This window comes from Microbacterium immunditiarum, assembly GCF_013409785.1.
Taxonomy (GTDB): Bacteria; Actinomycetota; Actinomycetes; order Actinomycetales; family Microbacteriaceae; genus Microbacterium; species Microbacterium immunditiarum.
On sequence record NZ_JACCBV010000001.1, the window covers coordinates 3,108,373 to 3,130,542 of the forward strand.

At 70.1% G+C, this 22,170-nt stretch carries 23 protein-coding genes; 3 read left to right on the plus strand and 20 right to left on the minus strand.

Annotated features, from left to right (window positions below):
- Positions 1-75: 75 nt before the first annotated feature.
- Positions 76-564 (plus strand): DUF4282 domain-containing protein, encoded by a 489-nt coding sequence (locus tag BJ991_RS14540; protein ID WP_179491128.1) that lies wholly within the window; start codon positions 76-78, stop codon positions 562-564.
- A gap of 15 nt (positions 565-579) precedes the next feature.
- Here the strand turns inward: BJ991_RS14540 and BJ991_RS14545 are convergent, their stop codons facing one another.
- From BJ991_RS14545 to prmC, 13 genes are all read right to left on the minus strand, one after another.
- Entirely contained in the window at positions 580-1,329 is a 750-nt protein-coding gene (locus BJ991_RS14545) for a YaaA family protein (RefSeq protein WP_179491130.1), read from the minus strand.
- Positions 1,330-1,406: 77 nt separating this feature from the next.
- On the minus strand, positions 1,407-1,667 hold the full coding sequence (locus tag BJ991_RS14550) for a F0F1 ATP synthase subunit epsilon (protein ID WP_179491132.1): 261 nt from the start codon (positions 1,665-1,667) through the stop codon (positions 1,407-1,409).
- 1 nt (position 1,668) lies between these two features.
- On the minus strand, positions 1,669-3,129 hold the full coding sequence (atpD, locus tag BJ991_RS14555) for a F0F1 ATP synthase subunit beta (protein WP_179491134.1): 1,461 nt from the start codon (positions 3,127-3,129) through the stop codon (positions 1,669-1,671).
- Positions 3,130-3,152: 23 nt separating this feature from the next.
- The gene (locus BJ991_RS14560; RefSeq protein WP_179491136.1) at positions 3,153-4,049 is read right to left on the minus strand and encodes a F0F1 ATP synthase subunit gamma; all 897 of its coding nucleotides are present in this window, start codon (positions 4,047-4,049) and stop codon (positions 3,153-3,155) included.
- A 20-nt stretch (positions 4,050-4,069) separates the two neighbouring features.
- A complete protein-coding gene (atpA, locus tag BJ991_RS14565; protein WP_179491138.1) occupies positions 4,070-5,707 on the minus strand; it encodes a F0F1 ATP synthase subunit alpha in 1,638 nt (545 codons plus the stop codon).
- Between the two features lie 63 nt (positions 5,708-5,770).
- Positions 5,771-6,562 (minus strand): F0F1 ATP synthase subunit delta, encoded by a 792-nt coding sequence (locus BJ991_RS14570; RefSeq protein WP_179491140.1) that lies wholly within the window; start codon positions 6,560-6,562, stop codon positions 5,771-5,773.
- Entirely contained in the window at positions 6,562-7,137 is a 576-nt protein-coding gene (locus BJ991_RS14575) for a F0F1 ATP synthase subunit B (protein ID WP_179491142.1), read from the minus strand. Before BJ991_RS14575 ends, BJ991_RS14570 begins: the two co-directional genes overlap by 1 nt.
- A gap of 25 nt (positions 7,138-7,162) precedes the next feature.
- On the minus strand, positions 7,163-7,399 hold the full coding sequence (gene atpE, locus BJ991_RS14580; RefSeq protein WP_179491144.1) for an ATP synthase F0 subunit C: 237 nt from the start codon (positions 7,397-7,399) through the stop codon (positions 7,163-7,165).
- A gap of 45 nt (positions 7,400-7,444) precedes the next feature.
- Entirely contained in the window at positions 7,445-8,281 is an 837-nt protein-coding gene (gene atpB, locus BJ991_RS14585; protein ID WP_343048780.1) for a F0F1 ATP synthase subunit A, read from the minus strand.
- A gap of 128 nt (positions 8,282-8,409) precedes the next feature.
- Positions 8,410-8,940, minus strand: a complete 531-nt coding sequence (locus BJ991_RS14590; RefSeq protein WP_179491146.1) for a Cg1360 family ATP-synthase-associated protein — start codon at positions 8,938-8,940, stop codon at positions 8,410-8,412.
- Entirely contained in the window at positions 8,937-10,097 is a 1,161-nt protein-coding gene (locus BJ991_RS14595) for an MraY family glycosyltransferase (RefSeq protein ID WP_179491148.1), read from the minus strand. The genes BJ991_RS14590 and BJ991_RS14595 overlap by 4 nt, the downstream gene beginning before the upstream one ends.
- Positions 10,094-10,819, minus strand: coding sequence for an L-threonylcarbamoyladenylate synthase (locus BJ991_RS14600; protein WP_179491150.1), 726 nt, complete (start codon positions 10,817-10,819; stop codon positions 10,094-10,096). Before BJ991_RS14600 ends, BJ991_RS14595 begins: the two co-directional genes overlap by 4 nt.
- Positions 10,820-10,852: 33 nt before the next feature.
- A complete protein-coding gene (gene prmC, locus BJ991_RS14605) occupies positions 10,853-11,734 on the minus strand; it encodes a peptide chain release factor N(5)-glutamine methyltransferase (RefSeq protein WP_179491152.1) in 882 nt (293 codons plus the stop codon).
- Between the two features lie 104 nt (positions 11,735-11,838).
- On the opposite strand from prmC, the gene cysK reads away from it, so the two are divergent.
- On the plus strand, positions 11,839-12,777 hold the full coding sequence (gene cysK / locus BJ991_RS14610) for a cysteine synthase A (RefSeq protein WP_179491154.1): 939 nt from the start codon (positions 11,839-11,841) through the stop codon (positions 12,775-12,777).
- A gap of 1 nt (position 12,778) precedes the next feature.
- Positions 12,779-13,348 (plus strand): serine O-acetyltransferase EpsC, encoded by a 570-nt coding sequence (gene epsC, locus BJ991_RS14615; protein WP_179491156.1) that lies wholly within the window; start codon positions 12,779-12,781, stop codon positions 13,346-13,348.
- A gap of 6 nt (positions 13,349-13,354) precedes the next feature.
- Here the strand turns inward: epsC and BJ991_RS14620 are convergent, their stop codons facing one another.
- The 7 genes from BJ991_RS14620 to lysA all read right to left on the minus strand — a co-directional run bounded on the left by BJ991_RS14620 (position 13,355) and on the right by lysA (position 22,054).
- Positions 13,355-13,753 carry a phage holin family protein gene (locus BJ991_RS14620; RefSeq protein ID WP_179491158.1) on the minus strand — a complete coding sequence of 133 codons (399 nt, stop codon included), beginning with the start codon at positions 13,751-13,753 and terminating at the stop codon, positions 13,355-13,357.
- 209 nt (positions 13,754-13,962) lie between these two features.
- Entirely contained in the window at positions 13,963-15,042 is a 1,080-nt protein-coding gene (gene prfA, locus BJ991_RS14625; protein ID WP_179491161.1) for a peptide chain release factor 1, read from the minus strand.
- 14 nt (positions 15,043-15,056) lie between these two features.
- The gene (gene rho, locus BJ991_RS14630; protein ID WP_343048781.1) at positions 15,057-17,051 is read right to left on the minus strand and encodes a transcription termination factor Rho; all 1,995 of its coding nucleotides are present in this window, start codon (positions 17,049-17,051) and stop codon (positions 15,057-15,059) included.
- Between the two features lie 159 nt (positions 17,052-17,210).
- The gene (thrB, locus tag BJ991_RS14635) at positions 17,211-18,167 is read right to left on the minus strand and encodes a homoserine kinase (RefSeq protein ID WP_179491165.1); all 957 of its coding nucleotides are present in this window, start codon (positions 18,165-18,167) and stop codon (positions 17,211-17,213) included.
- A complete protein-coding gene (thrC, locus tag BJ991_RS14640; RefSeq protein WP_179491167.1) occupies positions 18,164-19,273 on the minus strand; it encodes a threonine synthase in 1,110 nt (369 codons plus the stop codon). The genes thrB and thrC overlap by 4 nt, the downstream gene beginning before the upstream one ends.
- A 1-nt stretch (position 19,274) precedes the next feature.
- Entirely contained in the window at positions 19,275-20,624 is a 1,350-nt protein-coding gene (locus tag BJ991_RS14645) for a homoserine dehydrogenase (protein WP_179491169.1), read from the minus strand.
- Entirely contained in the window at positions 20,621-22,054 is a 1,434-nt protein-coding gene (gene lysA, locus BJ991_RS14650; protein ID WP_343048782.1) for a diaminopimelate decarboxylase, read from the minus strand. Before lysA ends, BJ991_RS14645 begins: the two co-directional genes overlap by 4 nt.
- Between the last annotated feature and the right edge of the window lie 116 nt (positions 22,055-22,170).

Consider the following 22,170-nt stretch of genomic DNA (forward strand, 5'->3'; position numbering starts at 1 on the left):
TCGGTAGGGTGAGCGCAACGGGTATCCCGCCCCAGCCCCAGTCCCAGCCACTACCCCAGACGAAAGGGATCGCCGATGAGCGACGCCACGCCCCCGACTCCCCCTCCCCTCCCTCCCCAGCCCGCGGGTGAGGCGGCCGCCGCGGCGGCGGCGCCGAATCGACCGGCGTACGACCCGGCGACCGACCCCGACGACACCGGTGTCTCGCAATCGGCGCTCAGCGGAGACGTCGCCGATGTCGGCCGAGGCTTCTTCCGCGCGCTGTTCGACTTCTCGTTCCGCACGTTCATCACGCGGCGCCTCGCGAGCGTCTTCTATCTCGCGGGCCTCATCGTGATCGTCATCGGCGCGGTGCTCTACCTCGTGAGCGGCATCCTCAACGGCGTCGCCGCGCTGTGGTTCAACCCCGGGGCCGGCGTCACCCTCATCATCGCGACGGTCATCCTCGTCCCGCTCATCGCGTTCCTCGCGATCGTCGCGCTGCGTCTCGTGATCGAGGCCGTCGTCGCGCTGATCGCGATCGCCGAGAACACCGAGCGCACCGCCGAGCACACGCGACGCTGAGGCATCCGGCCGGAGTCACGCGAACAGGTCGAGCTCGCCCTCGCCTCGATCGACGACCCGGATGCCGGCTCCCGCCGCCCACCGCAGGAGCCCCGCCCGCGACCCGATGCGGGGACGCTCGTCGGCCAGACGCCGCACGAGCGCGCCCTTGGCGTGCTTGTTGAAGTGGTTGAGGGCGCGCACTGCGCCGTCGTCGGACTCGGTCACGACCCGGACGTACGCCGACGGAACCTCGGTCGCGACGGGCCCGAGCGCGACGTACGCCTCGGATCGCAGGTCGAGCACGAACGACGGCGCGGCATCGGCGATCGCCGCGGTCACGGCATCCGCCCACACCCTGCGCAGCGCGGCCAGCCCCGGCAGCGAGACGGACGCACCGAGCCGGTACGCCGGGATCGGGTCGAGCGCGCCGACCGGACCGAACGGCGCCGAGTGGATCATGACGTGCCGACCCAGCCAGCGACGACCGGCGGAATCGACGGATGCCGCGCCCAGCGCGTCGTACAGGACGCCGGTGTATCGGTCGACGGCGGCCATCGTCGGCGCTTCGCGCAGCGCCGCGTTGACCGCGACCTCGCCGAGCTGCGTGCGACCGAGCTTGAGCACGCGCGCCGCCTCCTGCGCGTCCGCCGACAGCGCGACGAGTGCGTCGACGACCGCCTCGCGCACGGGCGCGAGCGTCGGCAGCGCGAGCGACGTCGCGTCGAACGGGACGCCGGCGCCTCCGGGACGCTTGGTCTCGGAGGGCGGAAGCAGGATCAGCATGAGGTGCGCGTGGCTCCGATGCGGAGTGAGGAACGCCCCAGCACTCCGAAGAGGCTGGGGCGTCCCGATGAGGCTTGTCAGGCGACGAGGGCTGCGTTCCCCGCGACGATCGTCACGACGTCGCTCTCGATCGACAGGAACCCGTCCTGCGCGTTCGCGATGACCTTCGTGCCGTCGGTCTGCGTGATGCGCACCTGGCCTTCGGCGAGGATCGCGAGCACCGGCTCGTGACCTGTCATGAAGCCGATCTCGCCCAGCACGGTCTTGGCGACGACCAGCGACGCCTCCCCCGACCAGACCTCGGCGTCCGCCGACACCAGGCTCACATTGAGAGCCATGTCAGCCGTTCTCCTTCTGGATGCGCGCCCACGCCTCTTCGACGTCGGAGATGCCGCCGACGTTGAAGAACGCCTGCTCGGCGACGTGGTCGAACTCGCCCTTGACGATCGCGTCGAACGACTCGATGGTCTCCTTGATCGGAACGGTCGAGCCCTCGACACCCGTGAACTTCTTCGCCATGTAGGTGTTCTGCGAGAGGAACTGCTGGATGCGGCGCGCACGGGCGACGACGACCTTGTCCTCTTCGGACAGCTCGTCGACACCGAGGATCGCGATGATCTCCTGGAGCTCCTTGTTCTTCTGGAGGATCTGCTTCACGGCGGTGGCCACGCGGTAGTGGTCCTCGCCGATGTAGCGCGGGTCGAGGATGCGGCTCGTCGAGGCGAGCGGGTCGACCGCCGGGTACAGACCCTTCGACGCGATCTCACGCGAGAGCTCGGTCGTCGCGTCGAGGTGCGCGAACGTCGTGGCCGGCGCCGGGTCGGTGTAGTCGTCGGCGGGCACGTAGATGGCCTGGAGCGACGTGATCGAGTGGCCGCGCGTCGACGTGATGCGCTCCTGGAGGATGCCCATCTCGTCGGCGAGGTTCGGCTGGTAGCCCACCGCGGACGGCATGCGGCCGAGCAGCGTCGACACCTCGGAGCCCGCCTGCGTGAAGCGGAAGATGTTGTCGATGAACAGGAGCACGTCCTGCTTCTGCACATCGCGGAAGTACTCCGCCATCGTCAGGGCCGACAGCGCGACGCGAAGACGCGTCCCCGGCGGCTCGTCCATCTGGCCGAACACGAGCGCGGTCTTGTCGAAGACGCCCGCCTCCTCCATCTCGTGGATGAGGTCGTTGCCCTCACGCGTGCGCTCGCCGACGCCGGCGAACACCGACACACCGCCGTGGTCCTGCGCGACACGCTGGATCATCTCCTGGATGAGGACGGTCTTGCCGACGCCCGCTCCGCCGAAGAGGCCGATCTTGCCACCCTGCACGTACGGGGTGAGCAGGTCGATGACCTTGATGCCCGTCTCGAACATCTGGGTCTTCGACTCGAGCTGGTCGAACGACGGGGGCTGGCGGTGGATCCCCCAGCGCTCGGTGACCTCGACGGTCTCACCCGGCTCGGCGTTCAGCACGTCGCCGGTCACGTTGAACACCCGACCCTTGGTGACGTCGCCCACGGGAACCGTGATCGGGCCGCCCGTGTCGCGCACCTCCTGGCCGCGGACCATGCCGTCGGTGGGCTTGAGCGAGATGGCGCGCACGAGGTCGTCGCCGAGGTGCTGCGCGACCTCGAGCGTGATCTCGGTCGACTCCTCGCCGATCGAGATCGTGGTCTTGAGCGCGTTGTAGATGTCGGGGATCGCGTCGTGCGGGAACTCGATGTCGACGACGGGACCGGTGATGCGCGCGACGCGGCCGACACCGAAGGACTCGGTGCGCGCTTCCGTCTTCTCAGCGGTGAGGCTCATGGCTTCTTCTCTTTCGTATGGTCTTACTTGCCCGACGCCAGGGCGTCGGCGCCGCCGACGATCTCGGCGATCTGCTGCGTGATCTCGGCCTGGCGTGCGTTGTTGCGCAGGCGGGTGTAGTCGGTGATGAGCTTGTCGGCGTTGTCGCTGGCCGACTTCATCGCCTTCTGCGTCGCGGCGTGCTTGGCCGCCGACGACTGCAGGAGGGCGTTGAAGACGCGGCTCTGGATGTACACCGGCAGGAGCGCGTCGAGGACGACCGCGGCATCCGGCTCGAACTCGTAGAGCGGGTACACCGCGGCGGTCGCCGACTCCTCGGCCTCGACGACCTCGAGGGGCAGCAGGCGGACCGTCTCGGGCGACTGGGTCATCATGCTGACGAACCGGTTGTAGACGAGGTGGATCTCGTCGACGCCGCCGTCCTGCCCGCCGCGATCGTACGCGTCGAGCAGCGTCGCCGCGATCTCCTCGGCCGTATGGAAGTGCGGCGTGTCGGTGTCGCCCGTCCATTCGGCCGCAGCCTCCATGCGACGGAACTGGAAGTATCCGACCGCCTTGCGACCGACGAGGTAGAACACCGGCTCGCGGCCCTCCTGGCGCAGCAGCTCAGCCAGCTCGAGACCCTCGCGGAGGATCTGCGAGTTGAACGCTCCCGCCAGGCCGCGGTCCGAGGCGAAGATCACCACGGCCGAACGGCGGATGACCTCGCGCTCGGTCGTCAGCGGGTGCTCGACGTTCGAGTGGGTCGCGACGGCGGAGACGGCCCGCGTCACGGCACGCGCGAACGGAGTGGACGCGCGCACGCGCGCCATCGCCTTCTGGATGCGCGAGGCCGCGATGAGCTCCATCGCCTTCGTGATCTTCTTGGTCGTCTGAGCAGAGTTGATCTTCTGCTTGTAGACCCGCAGTTGTGCGCCCATGGTCCTTTACCGCTGCCGGCTCAGTGGCGGCCCTTGACGATCTTCTCCTGGTTCACGTCTTCGGCGGCCGCCGCGGCGACCTCCTCGTGACCGGGACGACTGATCGCCTGACCCTTGCCCGCGCGGAACTCGAGGATGAAATCGTCCGTGCGCTTCTCGAGCTCTGCGACGGTGTCGTCGTCGAGGACGTTCGTCTGTCGCAGGCGGTCGAGGATCTCGGTGTTGCGACGCAGGTAGTCCAGCAGCTCGCGCTCGAACGACAGCACGTCCTCGACCTCGATCGTGTCGAGCTTGCCGTTGGTGCCGGCCCAGATCGAGACGACCTGCTCCTCGACCGGGTACGGCGAGTACTGCGGCTGCTTGAGCAGCTCGGTCAGGCGTGCACCGCGGGCGAGCTGACGACGGGACGCCGCGTCCAGGTCGCTCGCGAACATCGCGAACGCCTCGAGCGAGCGGTACTGTGCGAGCTCGAGCTTCAGCGTGCCGGAGACCTTCTTGATCGACTTCACCTGGGCGTCACCGCCGACGCGCGACACCGAGATGCCGACGTCGACCGCGGGACGCTGGTTCGCGTTGAAGAGGTCGGACTGCAGGAAGATCTGGCCGTCCGTGATCGAGATGACGTTCGTCGGGATGTAGGCCGAGACGTCGTTCGCCTTCGTCTCGATGATCGGCAGGCCCGTCATCGAGCCCGCGCCCATCTCGTCCGACAGCTTCGCGCAGCGCTCGAGCAGACGCGAGTGCAGGTAGAAGACGTCACCTGGGTAGGCCTCGCGCCCCGGCGGACGGCGGAGAAGCAGCGACACGGCACGGTAGGCCTCGGCCTGCTTCGACAGGTCGTCGAAGATGATCAGGACGTGCTTGCCGCCGTACATCCAGTGCTGGCCGATGGCCGAGCCGGTGTAGGGGGCGAGGTACTTGAAGCCGGCGGGGTCCGATGCCGGGGCCGCGACGATCGTCGTGTACTCCATGGCGCCCGCGTCCTCGAGCGCGCCCTTCACGGCCGCGATCGTCGACCCCTTCTGGCCGATCGCGACGTAGACGCAGCGGACCTGCTTCTCGACGTCGCCCGACTCCCAGTTGGCCTTCTGGTTGATGATCGTGTCGATCGCGATCGCGGTCTTGCCGGTCTGGCGGTCGCCGATGATGAGCTGACGCTGGCCGCGGCCGATCGGGATCATGGCGTCGATGGCCTTGATGCCGGTCTGGAGGGGCTCGTGCACGCTCTTGCGCTGCATGACGCCGGGAGCCTGGAGCTCGAGGGCGCGCCGGCCCTCGCTCTTGATCTCGCCGAGGCCGTCGATCGGGTTGCCGAGCGGGTCGACCACGCGACCCAGGTAGCCGTCGCCGACCGCCACCGAGAGGACTTCGCCAGTCCGGGTGACGCTCTGCCCCGCCTCGATGCCGGAGAACTCACCGAGCACGACGACGCCGATCTCGTGCTCGTCGAGGTTGAGCGCGAGGCCTTCGGTGCCGTCCTCGAAGCGGACGAGCTCGTTCGCCATGACCCCGGGCAGGCCCTCGACGTGGGCGATGCCGTCGGCGGCGTCGATGACGGTGCCGACCTCGGTCGCGACGGCCCCGGTGGGCTCGTAAGCGGCGACGAAGTCCTTCAGCGCGTCACGGATGACGTCGGGGCTGATAGAGAGATCTGCCATTGTTTTCCTTCGTTCATGGGGCCGCGGCCCCGAAATCTCCACCCGGGAAGGGCGGGAAGTCTGCTAACCGGCCAGCCTCTGGCGCAGGTCGGCGAGGCGGGACGACACGCTCGCGTCGATCACGTCGTCCGCGATCTCCACGCGCAGCCCGCCGACGACCGACGGGTCGACGACGGTGTTGACCGACACCTTCTTTCCGTAGCGCCTCGACAGCGCGGCGGCGAGCCGGTCGGCCTGGGCGGCGCCGAGGGGTGCTGCCGCGTAGACGGTCGCGACGGTGCGGTCGCGCTCGTCGGCCACGATCTTCATCGCGCGGGTGAGCACCTGGCGCACGCGGCGCTCGCGCGGGCGCTGGATGACGGATGACGCGATGAGCGTCGCAGCCGCGCTCGCGCGCCCTCCGAGCAGCCGCTCCACGAGCGCGCCCTTGGCCTCGGCGTCGCCGAGACGGCTGCCGAGCGCCAGCTCGAGCTCCGCGTTCTCGGCGACCGTGCGCGAGAAGCGGAACAACTCGCCCTCGACGTCGGCGCCGGGGTCGGACTTCGCCGCCGAGCGGATCGCGAGCTCATCGATGCCGTCGACGAGGTCGCTCGCCGACGACCAGCGCTGCTCGACCGCGGCCTTCAGCACCGAGACCGTCGCGGGCGAGAGGCGCGAGCCGAAGACGTCCTGGACGACCTTCGTGCGCGCGGCGGGTTCGGCGGCGGAGTCGGCGAGCGCGCCGCTCAGCTGCGGCGTGTCGCCCACGGCGCGCGCCGCGGCGAAGAGCTCGCGGGCCACGTCGAGGTCGACACCCGACACGGCGTCGAGCGCCGCGGTCGTCGCCGCGAGGGCCTGAGTGGTCGCGCTGCCCATTACGCCCTCTGTCCCTGCGCCGCCGCGGCGGACTCGGACGCCTCGAGCTCGGCGAGGAAGCGGTCGACGACCGCCTTGGCCTTCGCGTCGTCGGACAGCGTCTCGCCGATCACGCCGCCGGCGAGGTCGAGCGCGAGCGAACCGACGTCGCTGCGCAGTGACACGAGCGCGGTCTGGCGCTCCGCCTCGATCTGCGCGTGAGCCGACGCCGTCAGACGCGCCGCCTCTGCGGACGCGTTCTCCTTCGCCTCGGCGACGATCTTGCGGCCGTCCTCACGGGCGGCGTCGCGGATCTCGCCGGCTTCCTTGCGGGCCTCGGCCAGCTGCGCGGTGTACTCCTCGAGCGCGGCCTCGGCACGGCGCTGGGCCTCGTCGGCCTTCGCGATGTTGCCCTCGATCGCGGCGCTGCGCTCGTCGAGCAGCTTCTTCATCCGCGGAAGGGCGACCTTCCAGAAGAGGAAGAGGATGACGACGAAGCACACCAGCGACCAGATGATGTCGTACCACGCGGGGATCAGAGGGTTGTGCTCGGTGGCACCCTCTTCCGCGGCGTACGCGACAAGAGCGTTCAGCATCCTGTCTCCTTAGGTCGAGTCGCGATCAGAATCCGAAGATGAAGCCGGTCGCGATGCCGATGAAGGCCAGCGCCTCGGTGAAGGCGATACCGATCCACATGAGCACCTGCAGGCGGCCGGCGAGCTCGGGCTGGCGTGCCACGCCCTCGATCGTCTTGCCGACGACGATGCCCACGCCGATGGCCGGGCCGATCGCCGCGAGACCGTAGCCGACGGTCGCGATGGAACCCTGAACCTCGGCGAGAACCGTAGTTGCGTCCACGGGGGTGTTTCCTTTCGGTTATGGGCGGCTTTTGGGCCGACCCGCTCAGTGCTCTTCCGCGACCGCGAGCTGGATGTAGACCGCGGTGAGGAGAGCGAAGACGTACGCCTGGAGGACGGCCACCAGGATTTCGAACAGTGTGAAGACGAGGCCGAACGCGAGGCTGCCGGCGGCGAGCGCCGACCACCAGCCGCCGAGGTCGAACAGGAAGAACTGCGTCGCGGCGAAGAACAGGACGAGCAGCAGGTGGCCGACCATCATGTTCATGAGGAGTCGCAGTGTCAGCGTCACGGGCCGGACGATGAACGTCGAGATGAGCTCGATCGGCGTGACGATGAAGTAGATCGGCCACGGCACGCCCGACGGGAACAGCGAGTTCTTGAAGAAGTTCTTGGGGCTCTTCTTGATGCCGGCGTAGATGAACGTCACGTAGCTGATGACCGCGAGCGTGAGCGGCACCGCGATGATCGCCGTTCCGGCGATGTTCAGGAACGGGATGATGCCCGTGATGTTCATGAACAGGATCATGAAGAAGATCGTCGTCAGCAGAGGCAGGAACCGGTCCCCGTCCTTGCGGCCGAGGAGGTCGTGCGCGATGTTGATCCGCACGAAGTCCAGACCCATCTCGACGACGCTCTGGAAGCGCCCCGGAACGACCTTCATGCGGCGGGTTCCGAGCCAGAACACCAGCACCAGCGCGATCGTCGCGATGAACTGGATGAGGTGGATGCGGTTGATCGTCAGCGGCGCCCCGAAGAGGATGATGCCGGGGAACGTGATCAGCGCGTCGGGGAAGAACTCGTCGATCGAGGGACCGTGGAACCCGCCCCCGTCCTCAGCGGCGGTGTGGGCGATGAGAGTCGCAATGTGAGTAGACAGCACTGGCTCCAGCTTCGGGGCACCGGAGAAGATCCGATGCGACGATTGGGTTGGTGAGCGTCACTCCGCAGGCGCTCAGAAGGCGAGCAAGCGGGCGCCAGATCAGCCTATCAAACTCACAGGCACGCTGATTACGCGCCCCGCCCCTCCGCGTCGGCGTCGGATTCCGATGAACGGGATGAGCCGGATGCACCGGGCGCCGCATCCGGTTCTTCGACGCTCGTCGGCAGCGTCGCGTCGCTCACGTGCGGGATGCGCATGCGCGTGAGCACGACCACGTCCACCACGAGCGAGGCGAGCACGCTGACGACGACCGCGACGAAGAACACCATCGGCTCGATCCACGGCTGACCGCGCAGCACGATGAGCGCGACGATGAACAAGACGAGCTTGAGGATCCAGCCGCCCAGGACGATCCCGAAGAAGATCGGCACGTAGAGCGGATCGCCGTACCAGCGGTTGGCGATGAGGATGCTGGCGGCGGTGATGCCGAGGAAGAGCGCCGCGAGGAAGACTCCGGCAAGGGCGCTCCACATGCCCGTGGTCCCCGCGACGAGGAAGCCGACGATGCCGGCGACGACCAGCAGCGCGCCGGTGACGACGGCCGACCAGCTGAGGACCGTCCGCAGGACTGGTGTGCTCGAGACGGGGCTGGGACTCATCGGGCGTCCTCCAGGACGGGTCGGGGCGCCGGCACGCGGCGGCGCGAGGGAAGGAAGGTGATCACGAGGCACGCCGCGACGCCGACGACGCCGAACGCGACGCCGAACAGGTAGCCGCCCGCCCAGTCGTCCTGCGTGCCGATGTACATGAGCAGCACCGCGAGTCCGACGATCGCGGTCCACGCGTAGAAGATGAGCGTCGCATCGCGGTCGGAGTGGCCCATGTCGAGCATGCGGTGGTGCAGGTGCTTGCGGTCCGGTGAGAACGGCGACTTGCCCTTGCTCATGCGGCGCACGACGGCGAGCCCGAAGTCGAGCAGCGGGAGCAGCACGACGACGACCGGCAGCAGGATCGGGATGAACGCACCGAGCAGCTGCGAGCGGCCGAACTCGTCGGGGTTGAGCAGCGACGGCTCGAGCTGCCCCGTGATCGCGATCGCGGAGCACGCCATGAGCAGGCCGAGCATGAGCGCGCCGGAATCTCCCATGAACAGCCTCGCCGGGCTCCAGTTCAGCGGCAGGAACCCGATGCACGCGCCGATGAGCACGGCGGCGATGAACGACGCGAGGTTGAAGTACGTGCTCGCGCCGGTGTCGCGCACGAGCATGTACGAGTACGCGAAGAAGACGCCGTTCGCGATGAGGCACACGCCGGCGACGAGCCCATCGAGCCCGTCGATGAAGTTCACCGCGTTCATGACCACGACGATCGACAGCACCGTGAGGATGAAGCTCTGCCACGGCGACACGATCACGAGCCCGCCGATCGGGATCGACAGGATCTGCAGCTTGCCGAACCACGCGATGATGCCCGCGGCGAGGAACTGGACGCCGAGCTTGATCATCCAGTCGAGGTCCCACAGGTCGTCGGCGACGCCGATCACGACGATGAGGAACGTCGCGACGAGGATCGCGTAGACGGGCTCGGGGCGCTCCCAGAAGATCGCGAAGTACGGATGCTGCGACGACACCGCGAACGCCGCGACGACGCCGATGAACATCGCGACTCCCCCGAGCCGCGGCGTCGGCGTCTTGTGCACGTCGCGCTCGCGGATGCCCGGGTAGAGCTTGTACTTGAGGCTGAGCCGCCACACGGTCCACGCCATCGCCAGCGTGACGGCGGCGGTGAAGATGACGATGAAGACGTACTGCTTCACTCGGTGCCGCCGATGGGCTGTCCGGTGGGCGGGACGTCGGCCCCCGAATCGGTCGAATCGTCCTCGAGCAGGTCGCCGAGCACCGCGCGGAGGTCGTCGCGGGTGATCGCGCCCTCGCGCAGGACGCGCACGAGAGGCTCGCCCTCGCCGACGAGGGTCGTCGCGTCGATGATGGTCGACGCGATGCCGGTCGTCGACGCGCCGTCGTCGAGGTACGCGGCGACGCTGTCGCCCAGCATCCGCTCCGCATCGTCCGCCGAGATCGCAGCGGCCATGCCCGTGCGGTTGGCGCTCGACACCGCGAGCGGACCGGTCTCTTCGAGGAGCTCGAGCGCGATGCGGTTCGCCGGCATGCGCACCGCGACCGTTCCGTGCGTGTCGCCCAGGTCCCACGAGAGGGACGGCTGCGAGCGCAGCACGATCGTCAGCCCGCCCGGCCAGAACGCGTCGACGAGACGCTCGACCGGCTCGGGGACCTCGGCCGCGAGCGCCCGCAGCGTGCGGATGCCGGGCACGAGCACGGGCGGCGGCGACTGGCGGCCGCGGCCCTTCGCCTCGAGCAGGCGCTGCACGGCGGTCGCGTTGAAGGCGTCGGCGGCGACGCCGTACACCGTGTCGGTGGGCATCACGATGAGCTCGCCGTGGCTGATCGCCTGACGCGCGTGGCGCATCCCGGCGAGCAGCTGCGCGTCATCGCGGCAGTCGTAGAGGGGGGAGGACATGTCCAGCCCAGTCTAGATTCCCCGCGGCGGCGCTCACGGGCGGACCGCGGTCGTCGCACGGTCGCGCATCGTGAGGTCCTGGTGCGTCGCGGTCGCGCGCCAGCCCGCCGCCGCGAGGAGCTCGCGGATCTGCTCGCCCTGCCACTCGCCGTGCTCGATCACGAGGGAACCGCCCGGATGCAGCAGCCGCATGCCCACCCCGCTCAGCACGCGCACGACGTCGAGCCCGTCCGCTCCCCCGTACAGGGCCGCCGGCGGGTCGAAGAAGCGCACCTCGGGGTCGCGCGGGATCGCGTCGTCGGGCACGTACGGCGGGTTGGACACGAGCACCGACACCGTGGCGTCCAGCTCGGGGAACGCATGCTCGAGGTCGATGAACGCGAGCCGCGCGTTCTTGGCGCCGATGAGGGCGAAGTTCTCCTTCGCCCACACGAACGCGTCGACCGAGTTCTCGGCCGCGTACACGCGCGCGTGCGGAACCTCGGTCGCGAGCGCGAGGGCGATGGCGCCGCTTCCGGTTCCGAGATCGACCGCGACGGGCTCGGCGGATGCCACGGCCCGCAGCGCGTCGATCGCGAGCTGCGCGACGACCTCCGTCTCGGGCCGGGGGACGAAGACTCCGGGACCGACCCGCAGCTCGAGGTGACGGAACGGCGCGACGCCCGTGAGGTGCTGGAGCGGCTCCCGCGTCGCCCGGCGACGGACGAGCTCGGCCACGGCATCCGCCTGCTCCCGTCTCACCGAGTCGCCGCGGACGCGGGCCGCGTCGGTCTCGCCCCGCCCGACGCCGAGGACGTGCGCGGCGAGCAGCACCGCGTCGACGTCGGGGTCGGGAACGCCGGCGCGCGAAAGAACCTCGACGGCGTCGCGCAGCACGGCCGCGAGCGGGAGGTCGGCAACTGGTTCCTGGGGCATGAGCGCCCTCCAGCCTATGCGGTGCCGTTCGTCACAAATCACCGGGTGAGGCAGTGCTCCCCTAGAGTTGTTCGGCAGTCGATTTCCGTCCCGAAAGGCGCCACATGCCCGGCATCCACTCCGACATCACCACGGCGTTCGGCAACACCCCCCTCGTCCGCCTCAACCACGTCACCGAGGGCGTCGGCGCCGAGGTGTACGCGAAGCTCGAGTACTTCAACCCCGCCTCCAGCGTCAAGGACCGCCTCGGGATCGCGCTCGTGAACGCAGCCGAGGAGGCGGGCGCCCTCAGCAAGGGCGGCACGATCGTCGAGGCGACCAGCGGCAACACCGGCATCGCGCTCGCGATGGTCGGGGCCGCGCGCGGCTACAAGGTCATCCTCACGATGCCCGCCTCGATGTCGAAGGAGCGTCGTCTCCTGCTCAAGGCGCTCGGAGCGGAGCTCGTGCTCACCGACCCGACGAAGGGCATGTCCGAGTCCATCCGCGTCGCGAACGAGATCGTCGATGAGACGCCCGGCGCGATCCTCGCGAAGCAGTTCGAGAACGAGGCCAACCCCGCGATCCACCGCAAGACCACCGCCGAGGAGATCTGGCGCGACACCGACGGCGACGTCGACATCTTCGTGGCCGGCATCGGCACGGGCGGCACGATCACGGGCGTCGGCCAGGTGCTCAAGGAGCGCAAGCCCGACGTCAGGATCGTCGCGGTCGAGCCGAAGGACTCCCCCATGCTCACCGAGGGCCACCCCGGCCCCCACAAGATCCAGGGCATCGGACCCAACTTCGTGCCGCCGATCCTCGACCGCAGCGTCATCGATGAGGTCGTCGACGTCGAGTTCGAGCCGTCCCTCGCGGTGGCGCGCGACCTCGCGGTCAAGGAGGGCCTCCTCGTCGGCATGTCCAGCGGCGCGGCCGTGTGGGCCGCCCTCGAGATCGCGAAGCGGCCGGAGAACGCCGGTAAGAAGATCGTCGTGATCGTCCCCGACACCGGGGAGCGCTACCTCACCACGGCGCTGTTCGAAGACCTGCGCGAGGACTGACATGGGTGCGTGGCAGCGGGTGCGCGAGGATCTCGCGGCGGCGAAGCTTCGCGACCCCGCCGCGCGCACATCGATCGAGATAGCGCTGCTCTACCCCGGCCTCCACGCCCTCTGGGCGCACCGCGTGTGGCACGCGCTGTGGCGGCGGCGCATCCGGTTCATCGCGCGGGCCGGCTCGCAGATCACGCGCTGGCTGACGGGCATCGAGATCCACCCGGGCGCGCAGATCGGCCGTCGGTTCTTCATCGATCACGGCATGGGCGTCGTGATCGGCGAGACCGCCGAGATCGGCGACGACGTCATGCTCTATCACGGCGTGACACTCGGCGGTCGTACGCGGGACGGCGGCAAGCGGCATCCGACCCTCGAAGACGGCGTCGCCGTCGGCGCCGGCGCAAAGGTGCTCGGTCCGATCACGATCGGCGCCGGATCGGTCATCGGCGCCAACGCGGTGGTGACCCGTGACGCACCGCCCGACAGCGTCCTCGTCGGAGTACCCGCCAAGCCGCGCCGGCGGCGCGCGGGCGAAGACACTCGAGCGATCCTGACGGCGCCCGAGTACGTGATCTGACCCGCGTCACTCCCGGCGCTGCTGCACCTGCTTCTTGAGGAACAGGGGCGGCAGCAGCCACGACGCCAGCGCCGTCACGAGCCATACGACGAGCGTTCCGACGATCCACGCCACCGGACCGTCGATGCCTATTCCGGCGGCCGGGATCAGCACCGCGATGAGGAGCGCCACGAAGGTCGACAGCAGTCCGATACCGCCGATGAACGCGTTCGCGTGGCGGCGCGCGACCGTGAGCAGCCACGGTGCGAGCACGCTCTGGAGCACCGCGAAGATCACGACGGCGAGCACGATGCCCCACCAGTCGTTCCAGTGCAGCGTGAAGCCGGGCAGGATCAGGTCGGCCACGATGAGACCGAGGGCAGCCGAGACGACGAAGATCACTGCGCGGATGAGAAAGGCGAGCACGCGCCCAGGCTAGCGCCCGCGCTCTCTCAGTCGCCCCGCCGACACCCGCCGAGATTGCCCGAATCACCGGGTACGACCCGGCGCGGCCGCCTTTCGTGCGATCTCGGCGAGGTCGGAGCGGGCGACGCGGGCGGCGCGAGCGGAGCGGGCGACGCGGGCGACGCGAGCGGAGCGGGCGGAGCGGGCGACGCGGGCGGAGCGAGCGGCGCTCAGGCCTCCGAGCTGAGGGCCGCCAGACGCGCCTCCTCGTCGGCGCGGATCGCCGATTCGATGATCGGGTCGAGCGCCCCGTTCATCACCTGATCGAGGTTGTACGCCTTGTAGCCGGTGCGGTGGTCGGCGATGCGGTTCTCGGGGAAGTTGTATGTGCGGATGCGCTCGGAGCGGTCCATGCTCCGCACCTGAGAGCGACGGGCATCGGATGCCGCGGCCTCACGCTCCTCCTGCTGCTTCGCGAGCAGCCGGGCGCGCAGCACGCGCAGGGCCGCCTCGCGGTTCTGCAGCTGCGACTTCTCGTTCTGCATCGACACGACGATCCCCGTCGGCAGGTGCGTGATGCGCACGGCGGAGTCGGTCGTGTTGACGGACTGACCGCCGGGCCCCGACGAGCGGAAGACGTCGATCTTCAGGTCGTTCGGGTCGATGTGGATCTCTTCGGGCTCGTCCACCTCGGGGAACACCAGCACGCCCGTCGTCGACGTATGGATGCGCCCCTGCGACTCGGTCGCCGGCACGCGCTGCACGCGGTGCACGCCGCCCTCGTACTTCAGGTGCGCCCACACGCCCTGCGCCGGGTCGGACGAGCTTGCCTTGATGGCGATCTGCACGTCCTTGTAGCCGCCCAGATCGGACTCGTTCCGCTCGAGCAGCTCGGTCTTCCAGCCCCTGGACGCGGCGTACTGCAGGTACATGCGCAGCAGGTCGGCGGCGAACAGGGCCGACTCGGCCCCGCCCTCGCCCTGCTTGATCTCCATGATCACGTCGCGCGCGTCGTCGGGGTCGCGCGGGATGAGCAGTCGCCGCAGGCGCTCCTGCGCGTCGGCGAGCTGCTCTTCGAGGTGCGGGATCTCGGCCGCGAACGCGGTGTCCTCTTTCGCGAGTTCCCGCGCGGCTTCGAGGTCACCGGATGCCGCGACCCAGGTCTCGTACGCGGCGACGATCCTCGACAGCTCGGCGTACCGCCGATTGACACGCTTCGCGCGCGCGGCATCGGCGTGTACCGCCGGATCGGACAGCTCGGCCTGGACGGCCTTGTGCTCTTCGATCAGGCTCTTCACCGAATCGAACACGGACTCCCCCGGGCTCAGCGGATGCTGTTGTCGTGCGCGTGGCTGTGCCCGCCGCCGTGGCCGTCACGGGCCGGCGTCGGAATCGACTTCTGCATCTGCACGAGGAACTCGACGTTCGACTGAGTCTCCTTGAGCTTGCCGAGCACGACCTCGAGCGCCTGCTGCGGGTCGAGCCCGGCCAGCGCGCGGCGAAGCTTCCACGTGATCTTGACCTCGTCGGGCGACAGGAGCATCTCCTCGCGACGCGTCGAGGACGCGTTGATGTCGACCGCGGGGAAGATCCGCTTGTCGGCGAGCTGGCGCGACAGGCGCAGCTCGCTGTTGCCGGTGCCCTTGAACTCCTCGAAGATGACCTCGTCCATCTTGGAGCCGGTCTCCACGAGAGCCGTCGCGAGGATCGTGAGCGATCCGCCGTTCTCGATGTTGCGCGCGGCGCCGAAGAAGCGCTTCGGCGGGTAGAGCGCCGACGCGTCGACACCGCCGGTCAGGACGCGGCCCGACGTCGGAGCCGTGATGTTGTAGGCACGGCTGAGGCGCGTGATCGAGTCGAGCAGCACGACGACGTCGCGGCCCAGTTCGACGAGGCGCTTGGCGCGCTCGATCGCGAGCTCGGCGACCGTCGTGTGGTCCTCGGCGGGACGGTCGAACGTCGAGGCGATGACCTCGCCCTTCACCGTGCGCTGCATGTCGGTGACCTCTTCGGGGCGCTCGTCGACGAGCACGACCATGAGGTGCACCTCAGGGTTGTTGATCGCGATCGCGTTCGCGATCTGCTGCAGCACGATCGTCTTGCCGGCCTTCGGGGGCGCGACGATGAGGCCGCGCTGGCCCTTGCCGATCGGCGCGACGAGGTCGATGATGCGCTGCGTCAGCTTCTCGGGCGCGGTCTCGAGGCGCAGGCGCTCCTGCGGGTACAGCGGCGTCAGCTTCGAGAACTCGACGCGGTCGGCGGCGTCGTCGACCGACAGGCCGTTGACCGCGTCGACCTTGACGAGCGCGTTGTACTTCTGGCGGCTCGACTGCTCGCCCTCGCGAGGCTGCTTGATGGCGCCGACCACGGCATCGCCCTTGCGGAGGTTGTACTTCTTGACCTGGCCGAGCGACACGTAGACGTCGCTCTGGCCGGGGAGATAGCCGGTCGTGCGGACGAAGGCGTAGTTGTCGAGCACGTCGAGGATGCCCGCGATCGGGATCAGGACATCGTCCTCGCCGATCTCGGTCTCGAACTCGTCGGCACCGCTCTGACCGCGGCGCTTGTTGCGCTGACGGTTACGGCCGCCCTGGGTCTTGTCGTCGTCGTCGGACTCGGCCGGGGTCTTCTTCTCTTCCGGCTGCCCGCCCTGCTGTCCGCCTGCCTGGCCGTTCTGGCCGCCGCGGCTGCGGCTGCGGCTGCGGCTACGGCTGCGGCTGCGCGACGGGGTCTCGTCGCCCTGGCTTTCGGCCTGCTGCTCACCGGATGCCTCTGCCGCCTGCTCTTCGGCGGGCGCCTCGGCACTCTCGGCGGGTGTCTCGGCCTCCGCCTCGGCAGGGGTCTCGGCGTCGGTCGCCTGCGCTTCGGCGGGAGCCTCGACCGGGGTCTCGGCGGGCGCCTGCTGGCCGACCTCGGCGGGCTCGGCCTTCGCATCGCCAGCGGGCGCCTCCGTCTTCGCGTCGGTGCTCTTCGCGCGGCGCGGAGCGCGCTTGCGGGGCGCCTTCGCGGGCGCGGCGGGCGCCTCGGCCTCGGCGGGCTCGGCCTCAACGGAGGCAGCGTCGGCCGGGGCCTCGGCGGGCGCGGCCTCCTCGGCGGCCGGAGCAGCCTCTGCCTCGGCGGGCGCGGCGTCGGCGGCCGCCTCGGCCGAGGCATCCGCCACAGCCTCGGCAGCCGGCTCGGCTGCGGGCGATTCCGCCTCTGTGGTCTCGGCGGCGGCCTCTGCGGCCGCGGTGTCAGCCGCCTCCGCGGCGACCTCAGGCGCGTCTGTGCGCTCCTCGGTCGAAGCGTCGGCGGCGTGGATCTCGGAGATGGACTCCACGAGTTCTCCCTTGTGAAAACGGATGATGTACGCGACCGCACGGACACGTGGCGCGACGAGTCGCATCCCGGCGCGTGGTCGAGCGGTCAGAGTCCGTCGACGGCGGCGACGGCCGTGCGGGGGGTTTCGCAGATTTGCGACGGAGGCCAGATTCACGGGCTACGTGGAACCCTCCGTGTACTCCCTCACTGTACCACCCTTGAAGTCGACGGCGAGCATCAGGGCCTCCCACGGGGTGTCGGCGACGGACTTGGCGACCTCGGCCGCCTCGAGGCGCCGACCGGGTCCGTCGGCGAGGACGAGCACGCTCGGGCCGGCGCCCGAGACCACCGCCGCGAAGCCCGCGTCGCGGAGCGCCCGCACGAGCCGGTCGGTCTCGGGCATCGCCTGAGCGCGATAGCTCTGGTGGAGCTTGTCCTCCGTCGCGGCGAGCAGCAGCTCGGGACTCTGCGTCAGCGCAGCGATGAGCAGTGCCGAGCGTGAGACGTTGAACACGGCGTCCTCGCGCGGCACGTGCAGCGGCTGCAGGCTGCGCGCGACGCTCGTCGACATCGTGAACTCCGGCACGAACACCAGCGGCGACACACCGCGGTGCACGAGCAGCTTCTTGTGCTGCGGCCCGTCCTCGTCGACCCATGCGATCGTGAGGCCGCCGAACAGGGCGGGAGCGACGTTGTCCGGATGCCCCTCGAGCTCGGTCGCGAGCCGCAGCAGCGTCTCGGGGCCGAGCGCCACGTCTCCCTCGAGGAGTCCCTTCGCGGCGAGGAGGCCCGACACGACGGCGGCACCCGACGAGCCCATACCGCGCCCGTGCGGGATGACGTTCTTCGCCTCGAGCCGGAGGCCGGGCATCCGTCGGCCCACCGCCTCGTACGCGTACGCGATCGCGCGCACGACGAGATTCGACGCGTCGCGCGGCACGCCGTCGGCGCCCTCGCCGCTCACCGTGATCTCGAGTTCGCCTTCGGGCAGTCGCGTCGCCACGAGCTCGTCGTACACGCTGAGTGCGAGCCCGAGCGTGTCGAACCCCGGTCCGAGGTTCGCGCTCGTCGCCGGCACGCGCACGATCACGCTCCGCTCCTCGGCGGGGCGACTCGCGGCGGCCGGCGTGCTCACGCCTTCGCCTCGGCGGGAGCTCCGTGGGCGGGGTCGGCGGTGAGGCCGAGAACGGATGCCACCTCCGACGTCGCGGCGTCGACGACGGTCGGCTGGACATCGGAGCCGTCCGCGTTGCGCAGCGCCCACTGCGGGTCCTTGAGGCCGTGGCCGGTGACCGTCAGCACGACGCGCGATCCAGCGGGGATGACTCCCGCCTCGGCGCGGTCCAGCAGGCCCGCGACGCTGATCGCGGATGCCGGCTCGACGAAGACGCCGACCTCGGCGGCGAGGATCTTCTGCGCCGCGAGGATGCGGTCGTCGTCGATCGCGCCGAAGTAGCCGTCGGTCGCGTCGCGCGCCTCGAGGGCGAGCTCCCACGACGCCGGGTTTCCGATGCGGATCGCGGTCGCGATCGTCTCCGGGTTCTTCACGACCTCGCCTCGCACGAGCGGTGCCGAACCCTCGGCCTGGAACCCGAACATGCGCGGCACGCGCGTCGAGACGCCGCGCTCGGCCTCTTCGCGGTAGCCGCGCGAGTACGCGGTGTAGTTGCCCGCGTTGCCGACCGGGATGAAGTGGAAGTCGGGCGCGTCGCCGAGTACCTCGACGATCTCGTACGCCGCGGTCTTCTGTCCCTCGATGCGGTCGGGGTTGACCGAGTTGACGAGGTGCACCGGGTAGTTGTCGGCGAGCTCGCGCGCGATCTCGAGGCAGTCATCGAAGTTGCCGCGGACCTGGATGAGACGGCCGTTGTGTGCGACCGCCTGGCTGAGCTTGCCCATCGCGATCTTGCCCTCGGGCACGAGCACGGCGGCGGTGATGCCGGCGCGCGCCGCGTAAGCCGCGGCCGAGGCCGAGGTGTTGCCCGTCGAGGCGCAGATGACGGCCTTCGCGCCGTGGTCGATCGCGCGCGAGACCGCGACCGTCATGCCGCGGTCCTTGAAGGAGCCCGTCGGGTTCATGCCCTCGAACTTGACCCACACGTCGGCGCCGGTGCGGCGCGACAGGGCGGCGGCGGGCAGCAGGGGCGTGCCGCCCTCGCCGAGGGTGACGACGGTCGAGGCATCCGTCACTCCGAGCCGGTCGGCGTACTCGCGGAGGACTCCGCGCCAGAGGTGTGCCATGTCAGTCTCCTTCCACGCGCAGGACCGAGACGACGCGCTCCACGACGCCGCTCGCGGCGAGACGTCCGACCGTCTCGCTCAGGTTCTGCTCCAGGGCCTTGTGGGTGCCGATCACCAGGCGCGCGACGCTGTCGCTCGCGGGCTCGCTCGCCGGGCTGCCGTTGCCGGGCACGGGCTCGCTGCGGACCGTCTGCTCGACGGTCGCGATCGAGACATCGCCCTCGCTCAGGATGCCCGCGACCGTCGCGAGCACGCCGGGCTGGTCGTCGACCTCGAGGGTGATCTGGTATCGGGTCGTGACGTTCGCGATCGGGAGGATCGGGAGGTTCGCGCGGTTGGACTCCCCCACGCCGACGCCGCCCGCGAGGTGGCGGCGAGCGGCCGAGACGACATCGCCGAGCACGGCGGACGCGGTCTGCACGCCCCCGGCGCCCGCGCCGTAGAACATCAGGTTGCCCGCGGCCTCGGCCTGCACGAACACCGCGTTGTTGGCGCCGTGGACGCTCGCGAGCGGGTGGTCGCGGCGGACGAGCGCGGGATACACGCGCACCGAGATCGACTCGGGCCGGTCGCCCCTGCCGGGCAGGCGCTCGCACACCGCGAGCAGCTTGATGACGTATCCCGCGTGGCGCGCGGCGTCCATCATCGCCTTGTCGATGCCCGTGATGCCCTCGCGGTGCACGGCTTCGAGCGGAACCGACGTGTGGAAGGCGAGGCTCGCCAGGATCGCGGCCTTCTGCGCCGCGTCGTAGCCCTCCACGTCGGCGGTCGGGTCGGCTTCGGCGTAGCCGAGCCGCTGAGCGTCGGCGAGCACGTCGGCGAACTCGGCGCCCTCCGAGTCCATGCGGTCGAGGATGTAGTTCGTCGTGCCGTTGACGATGCCCATGATCCGCTGCACGCGGTCGCCCGCGAGGGAGTCGCGCAGCGGGCGGATGATCGGGATGGCGCCCGCGGCCGCCGCCTCGTAGTACACCTGCGCCCCGACCTGGTCGGCGGCCTCGAAGATCTCGGGGCCGTGCGTCGCGAGGAGCGCCTTGTTGGCGGTCACGACGTCGGCGCCGGAGTTGATCGCCTGCAGCAGGTACGTGCGCGCCGGCTCGATGCCGCCCATGAGCTCGATCACGATGTCGGCGCCCACGATGAGCGGCTCGGGGGCGGTGGTGAGAAGCTCGCGCGGCAGGTCGGCGTCGCGCGGCGCATCCGGATCGCGCACGGCGATGCCGATGAGCTCGAGGTGGGCCCCCGCGCGGTCGGCGAGCTCGTCGCCGTGCTTGCGCAGCAGCGACGCCACCTGCGATCCCACGGCCCCCGCCCCGAGCAGTGCCACCCTCAATCGGCGATAGTCGGTCACTTCGTCTCGCTCCGCTCGCTCAGCACAGGCATGCTCTCCCCTTCCCCCACGGGCTCGTCGCCCGCATCCGCCGCGACGTCGCGCGCCAGCAGATCGTCGATCGTCTCGCCCCGCACGATGACGCGTGCGCGTCCTGCGCGCACCGCCACCACGGGCGGGCGCGGCACGTAGTTGTAGTTGCTCGCGAGCGAGAAGCAGTACGCACCGGTCGTGGGCACCGCGAGCAGGTCGCCCGGCGCGATGTCGGCCGGCAGGAACTCGGCGTCGACGACGATGTCGCCCGACTCGCAGTGCTTGCCGACCACGCGCGAGAGCTGAGGCGCGGCGTCGCTCGTGCGCGACGCGACGCGGGCGGAGTACTGCGCGCCGTACAGCGCGGGGCGCGGGTTGTCGCTCATGCCGCCGTCGACGCTCACGTACAGGCGCGTCACGTCGTGGCCGATGTCGACCGGCTTCGTCGTGCCGACCTCGTAGAGCGTGACGCCGGCTCGGCCGATGATCGCGCGCCCGGGCTCGAACGCGAGGTTCGGCACAGGGATGCCGCGCACCTCGCACTCGCGCGCGACCGCCTCGGCGATGCCGGTCGCGAGGTGCTCGATGGGCGTCGGGTCGTCGGCCACCGTGTAGGCGATGCCGAATCCGCCGCCGAGGTTCAGGACCGGGATCTCGCCGCCGGCGAGCAGCTCGGCGTGCAGCTCGACGACGCGCGCCGCCGACTCCTGGAACCCCGCGGAGCCGAAGATCTGCGAGCCGATGTGGCAGTGCAGCCCGACGAACTGCAGACCGGGCACTTCGCGGATGCGGGCGACGGCGCCCGGGGCATCCGTGAGGGTGAATCCGAACTTCTGATCCTCGTGGGCCGTCGCGAGGAAGTCGTGCGTCTCGGCGTGCACGCCGCTGTTCACGCGCACGAGCACCGACTGCGTCGCACCGGTGCGCTCGACGATGGCGGCGAGCCGCTCGATCTCGATGAAGCTGTCGACGATGATCGAGCCCACGCCGACCTCTACCGCCCGCTCGAGCTCGGCCTGGCTCTTGTTGTTGCCGTGGAAGCCGATGCGCGCGGGGTCGGCGCCTCCGGCGAGCGCCACCGCGAGCTCTCCGCCGGTGCACACGTCGACCGCGAGCCCCTCCTCGGTGACCCACCGCACGACCTCGGTCGACAGGAACGCCTTGCCGGCGTAGTACACGCGCGCCTGCACCCCGTGCAGGGCGGCGGCCGCGCGGAACGCGTCGAGCGTGCGGCGAGCCGCCGTGCGCACAGCCTCTTCGTCGAGGACGTAGAGGGGCGTGCCGAACCGGTCGCGCAGCTCGGTGGCGGAGACGCCCGAGATGGAGAGGACGCCGTGCCGGTCGCGCTCGGCGGACTCGGGCCACACGGCCGCGACGAGATCGTTGACGTCGTCGGGGACCGCCGGCCAGGCGGGCACCGACTGCGATGAAGACGAGACGGCGGACACGGTGACCAATCAGGGTGAAGCGGTTCGGCGGAAGCCGATCGGCGGATGAGACGTGCGCTGCGGGGGGATCACGCGAGCGCCGCGCG

Coding starts and splice junctions, on each gene's coding strand:
- BJ991_RS14540 (WP_179491128.1), top strand. CDS start 76: ATGAGCGACGCCACGCCCCCGACTCCCCCTCCCCTCCCTCCCCAGCCC.
- BJ991_RS14545 (WP_179491130.1), bottom strand. CDS start 1,329: ATGCTGATCCTGCTTCCGCCCTCCGAGACCAAGCGTCCCGGAGGCGCC.
- BJ991_RS14550 (WP_179491132.1), bottom strand. CDS start 1,667: ATGGCTCTCAATGTGAGCCTGGTGTCGGCGGACGCCGAGGTCTGGTCG.
- atpD (WP_179491134.1), bottom strand. CDS start 3,129: ATGAGCCTCACCGCTGAGAAGACGGAAGCGCGCACCGAGTCCTTCGGT.
- BJ991_RS14560 (WP_179491136.1), bottom strand. CDS start 4,049: ATGGGCGCACAACTGCGGGTCTACAAGCAGAAGATCAACTCTGCTCAG.
- atpA (WP_179491138.1), bottom strand. CDS start 5,707: ATGGCAGATCTCTCTATCAGCCCCGACGTCATCCGTGACGCGCTGAAG.
- BJ991_RS14570 (WP_179491140.1), bottom strand. CDS start 6,562: ATGGGCAGCGCGACCACTCAGGCCCTCGCGGCGACGACCGCGGCGCTC.
- BJ991_RS14575 (WP_179491142.1), bottom strand. CDS start 7,137: ATGCTGAACGCTCTTGTCGCGTACGCCGCGGAAGAGGGTGCCACCGAG.
- BJ991_RS14590 (WP_179491146.1), bottom strand. CDS start 8,940: ATGAGTCCCAGCCCCGTCTCGAGCACACCAGTCCTGCGGACGGTCCTC.
- BJ991_RS14600 (WP_179491150.1), bottom strand. CDS start 10,819: ATGTCCTCCCCCCTCTACGACTGCCGCGATGACGCGCAGCTGCTCGCC.
- prmC (WP_179491152.1), bottom strand. CDS start 11,734: ATGCCCCAGGAACCAGTTGCCGACCTCCCGCTCGCGGCCGTGCTGCGC.
- cysK (WP_179491154.1), top strand. CDS start 11,839: ATGCCCGGCATCCACTCCGACATCACCACGGCGTTCGGCAACACCCCC.
- epsC (WP_179491156.1), top strand. CDS start 12,779: ATGGGTGCGTGGCAGCGGGTGCGCGAGGATCTCGCGGCGGCGAAGCTT.
- thrC (WP_179491167.1), bottom strand. CDS start 19,273: ATGGCACACCTCTGGCGCGGAGTCCTCCGCGAGTACGCCGACCGGCTC.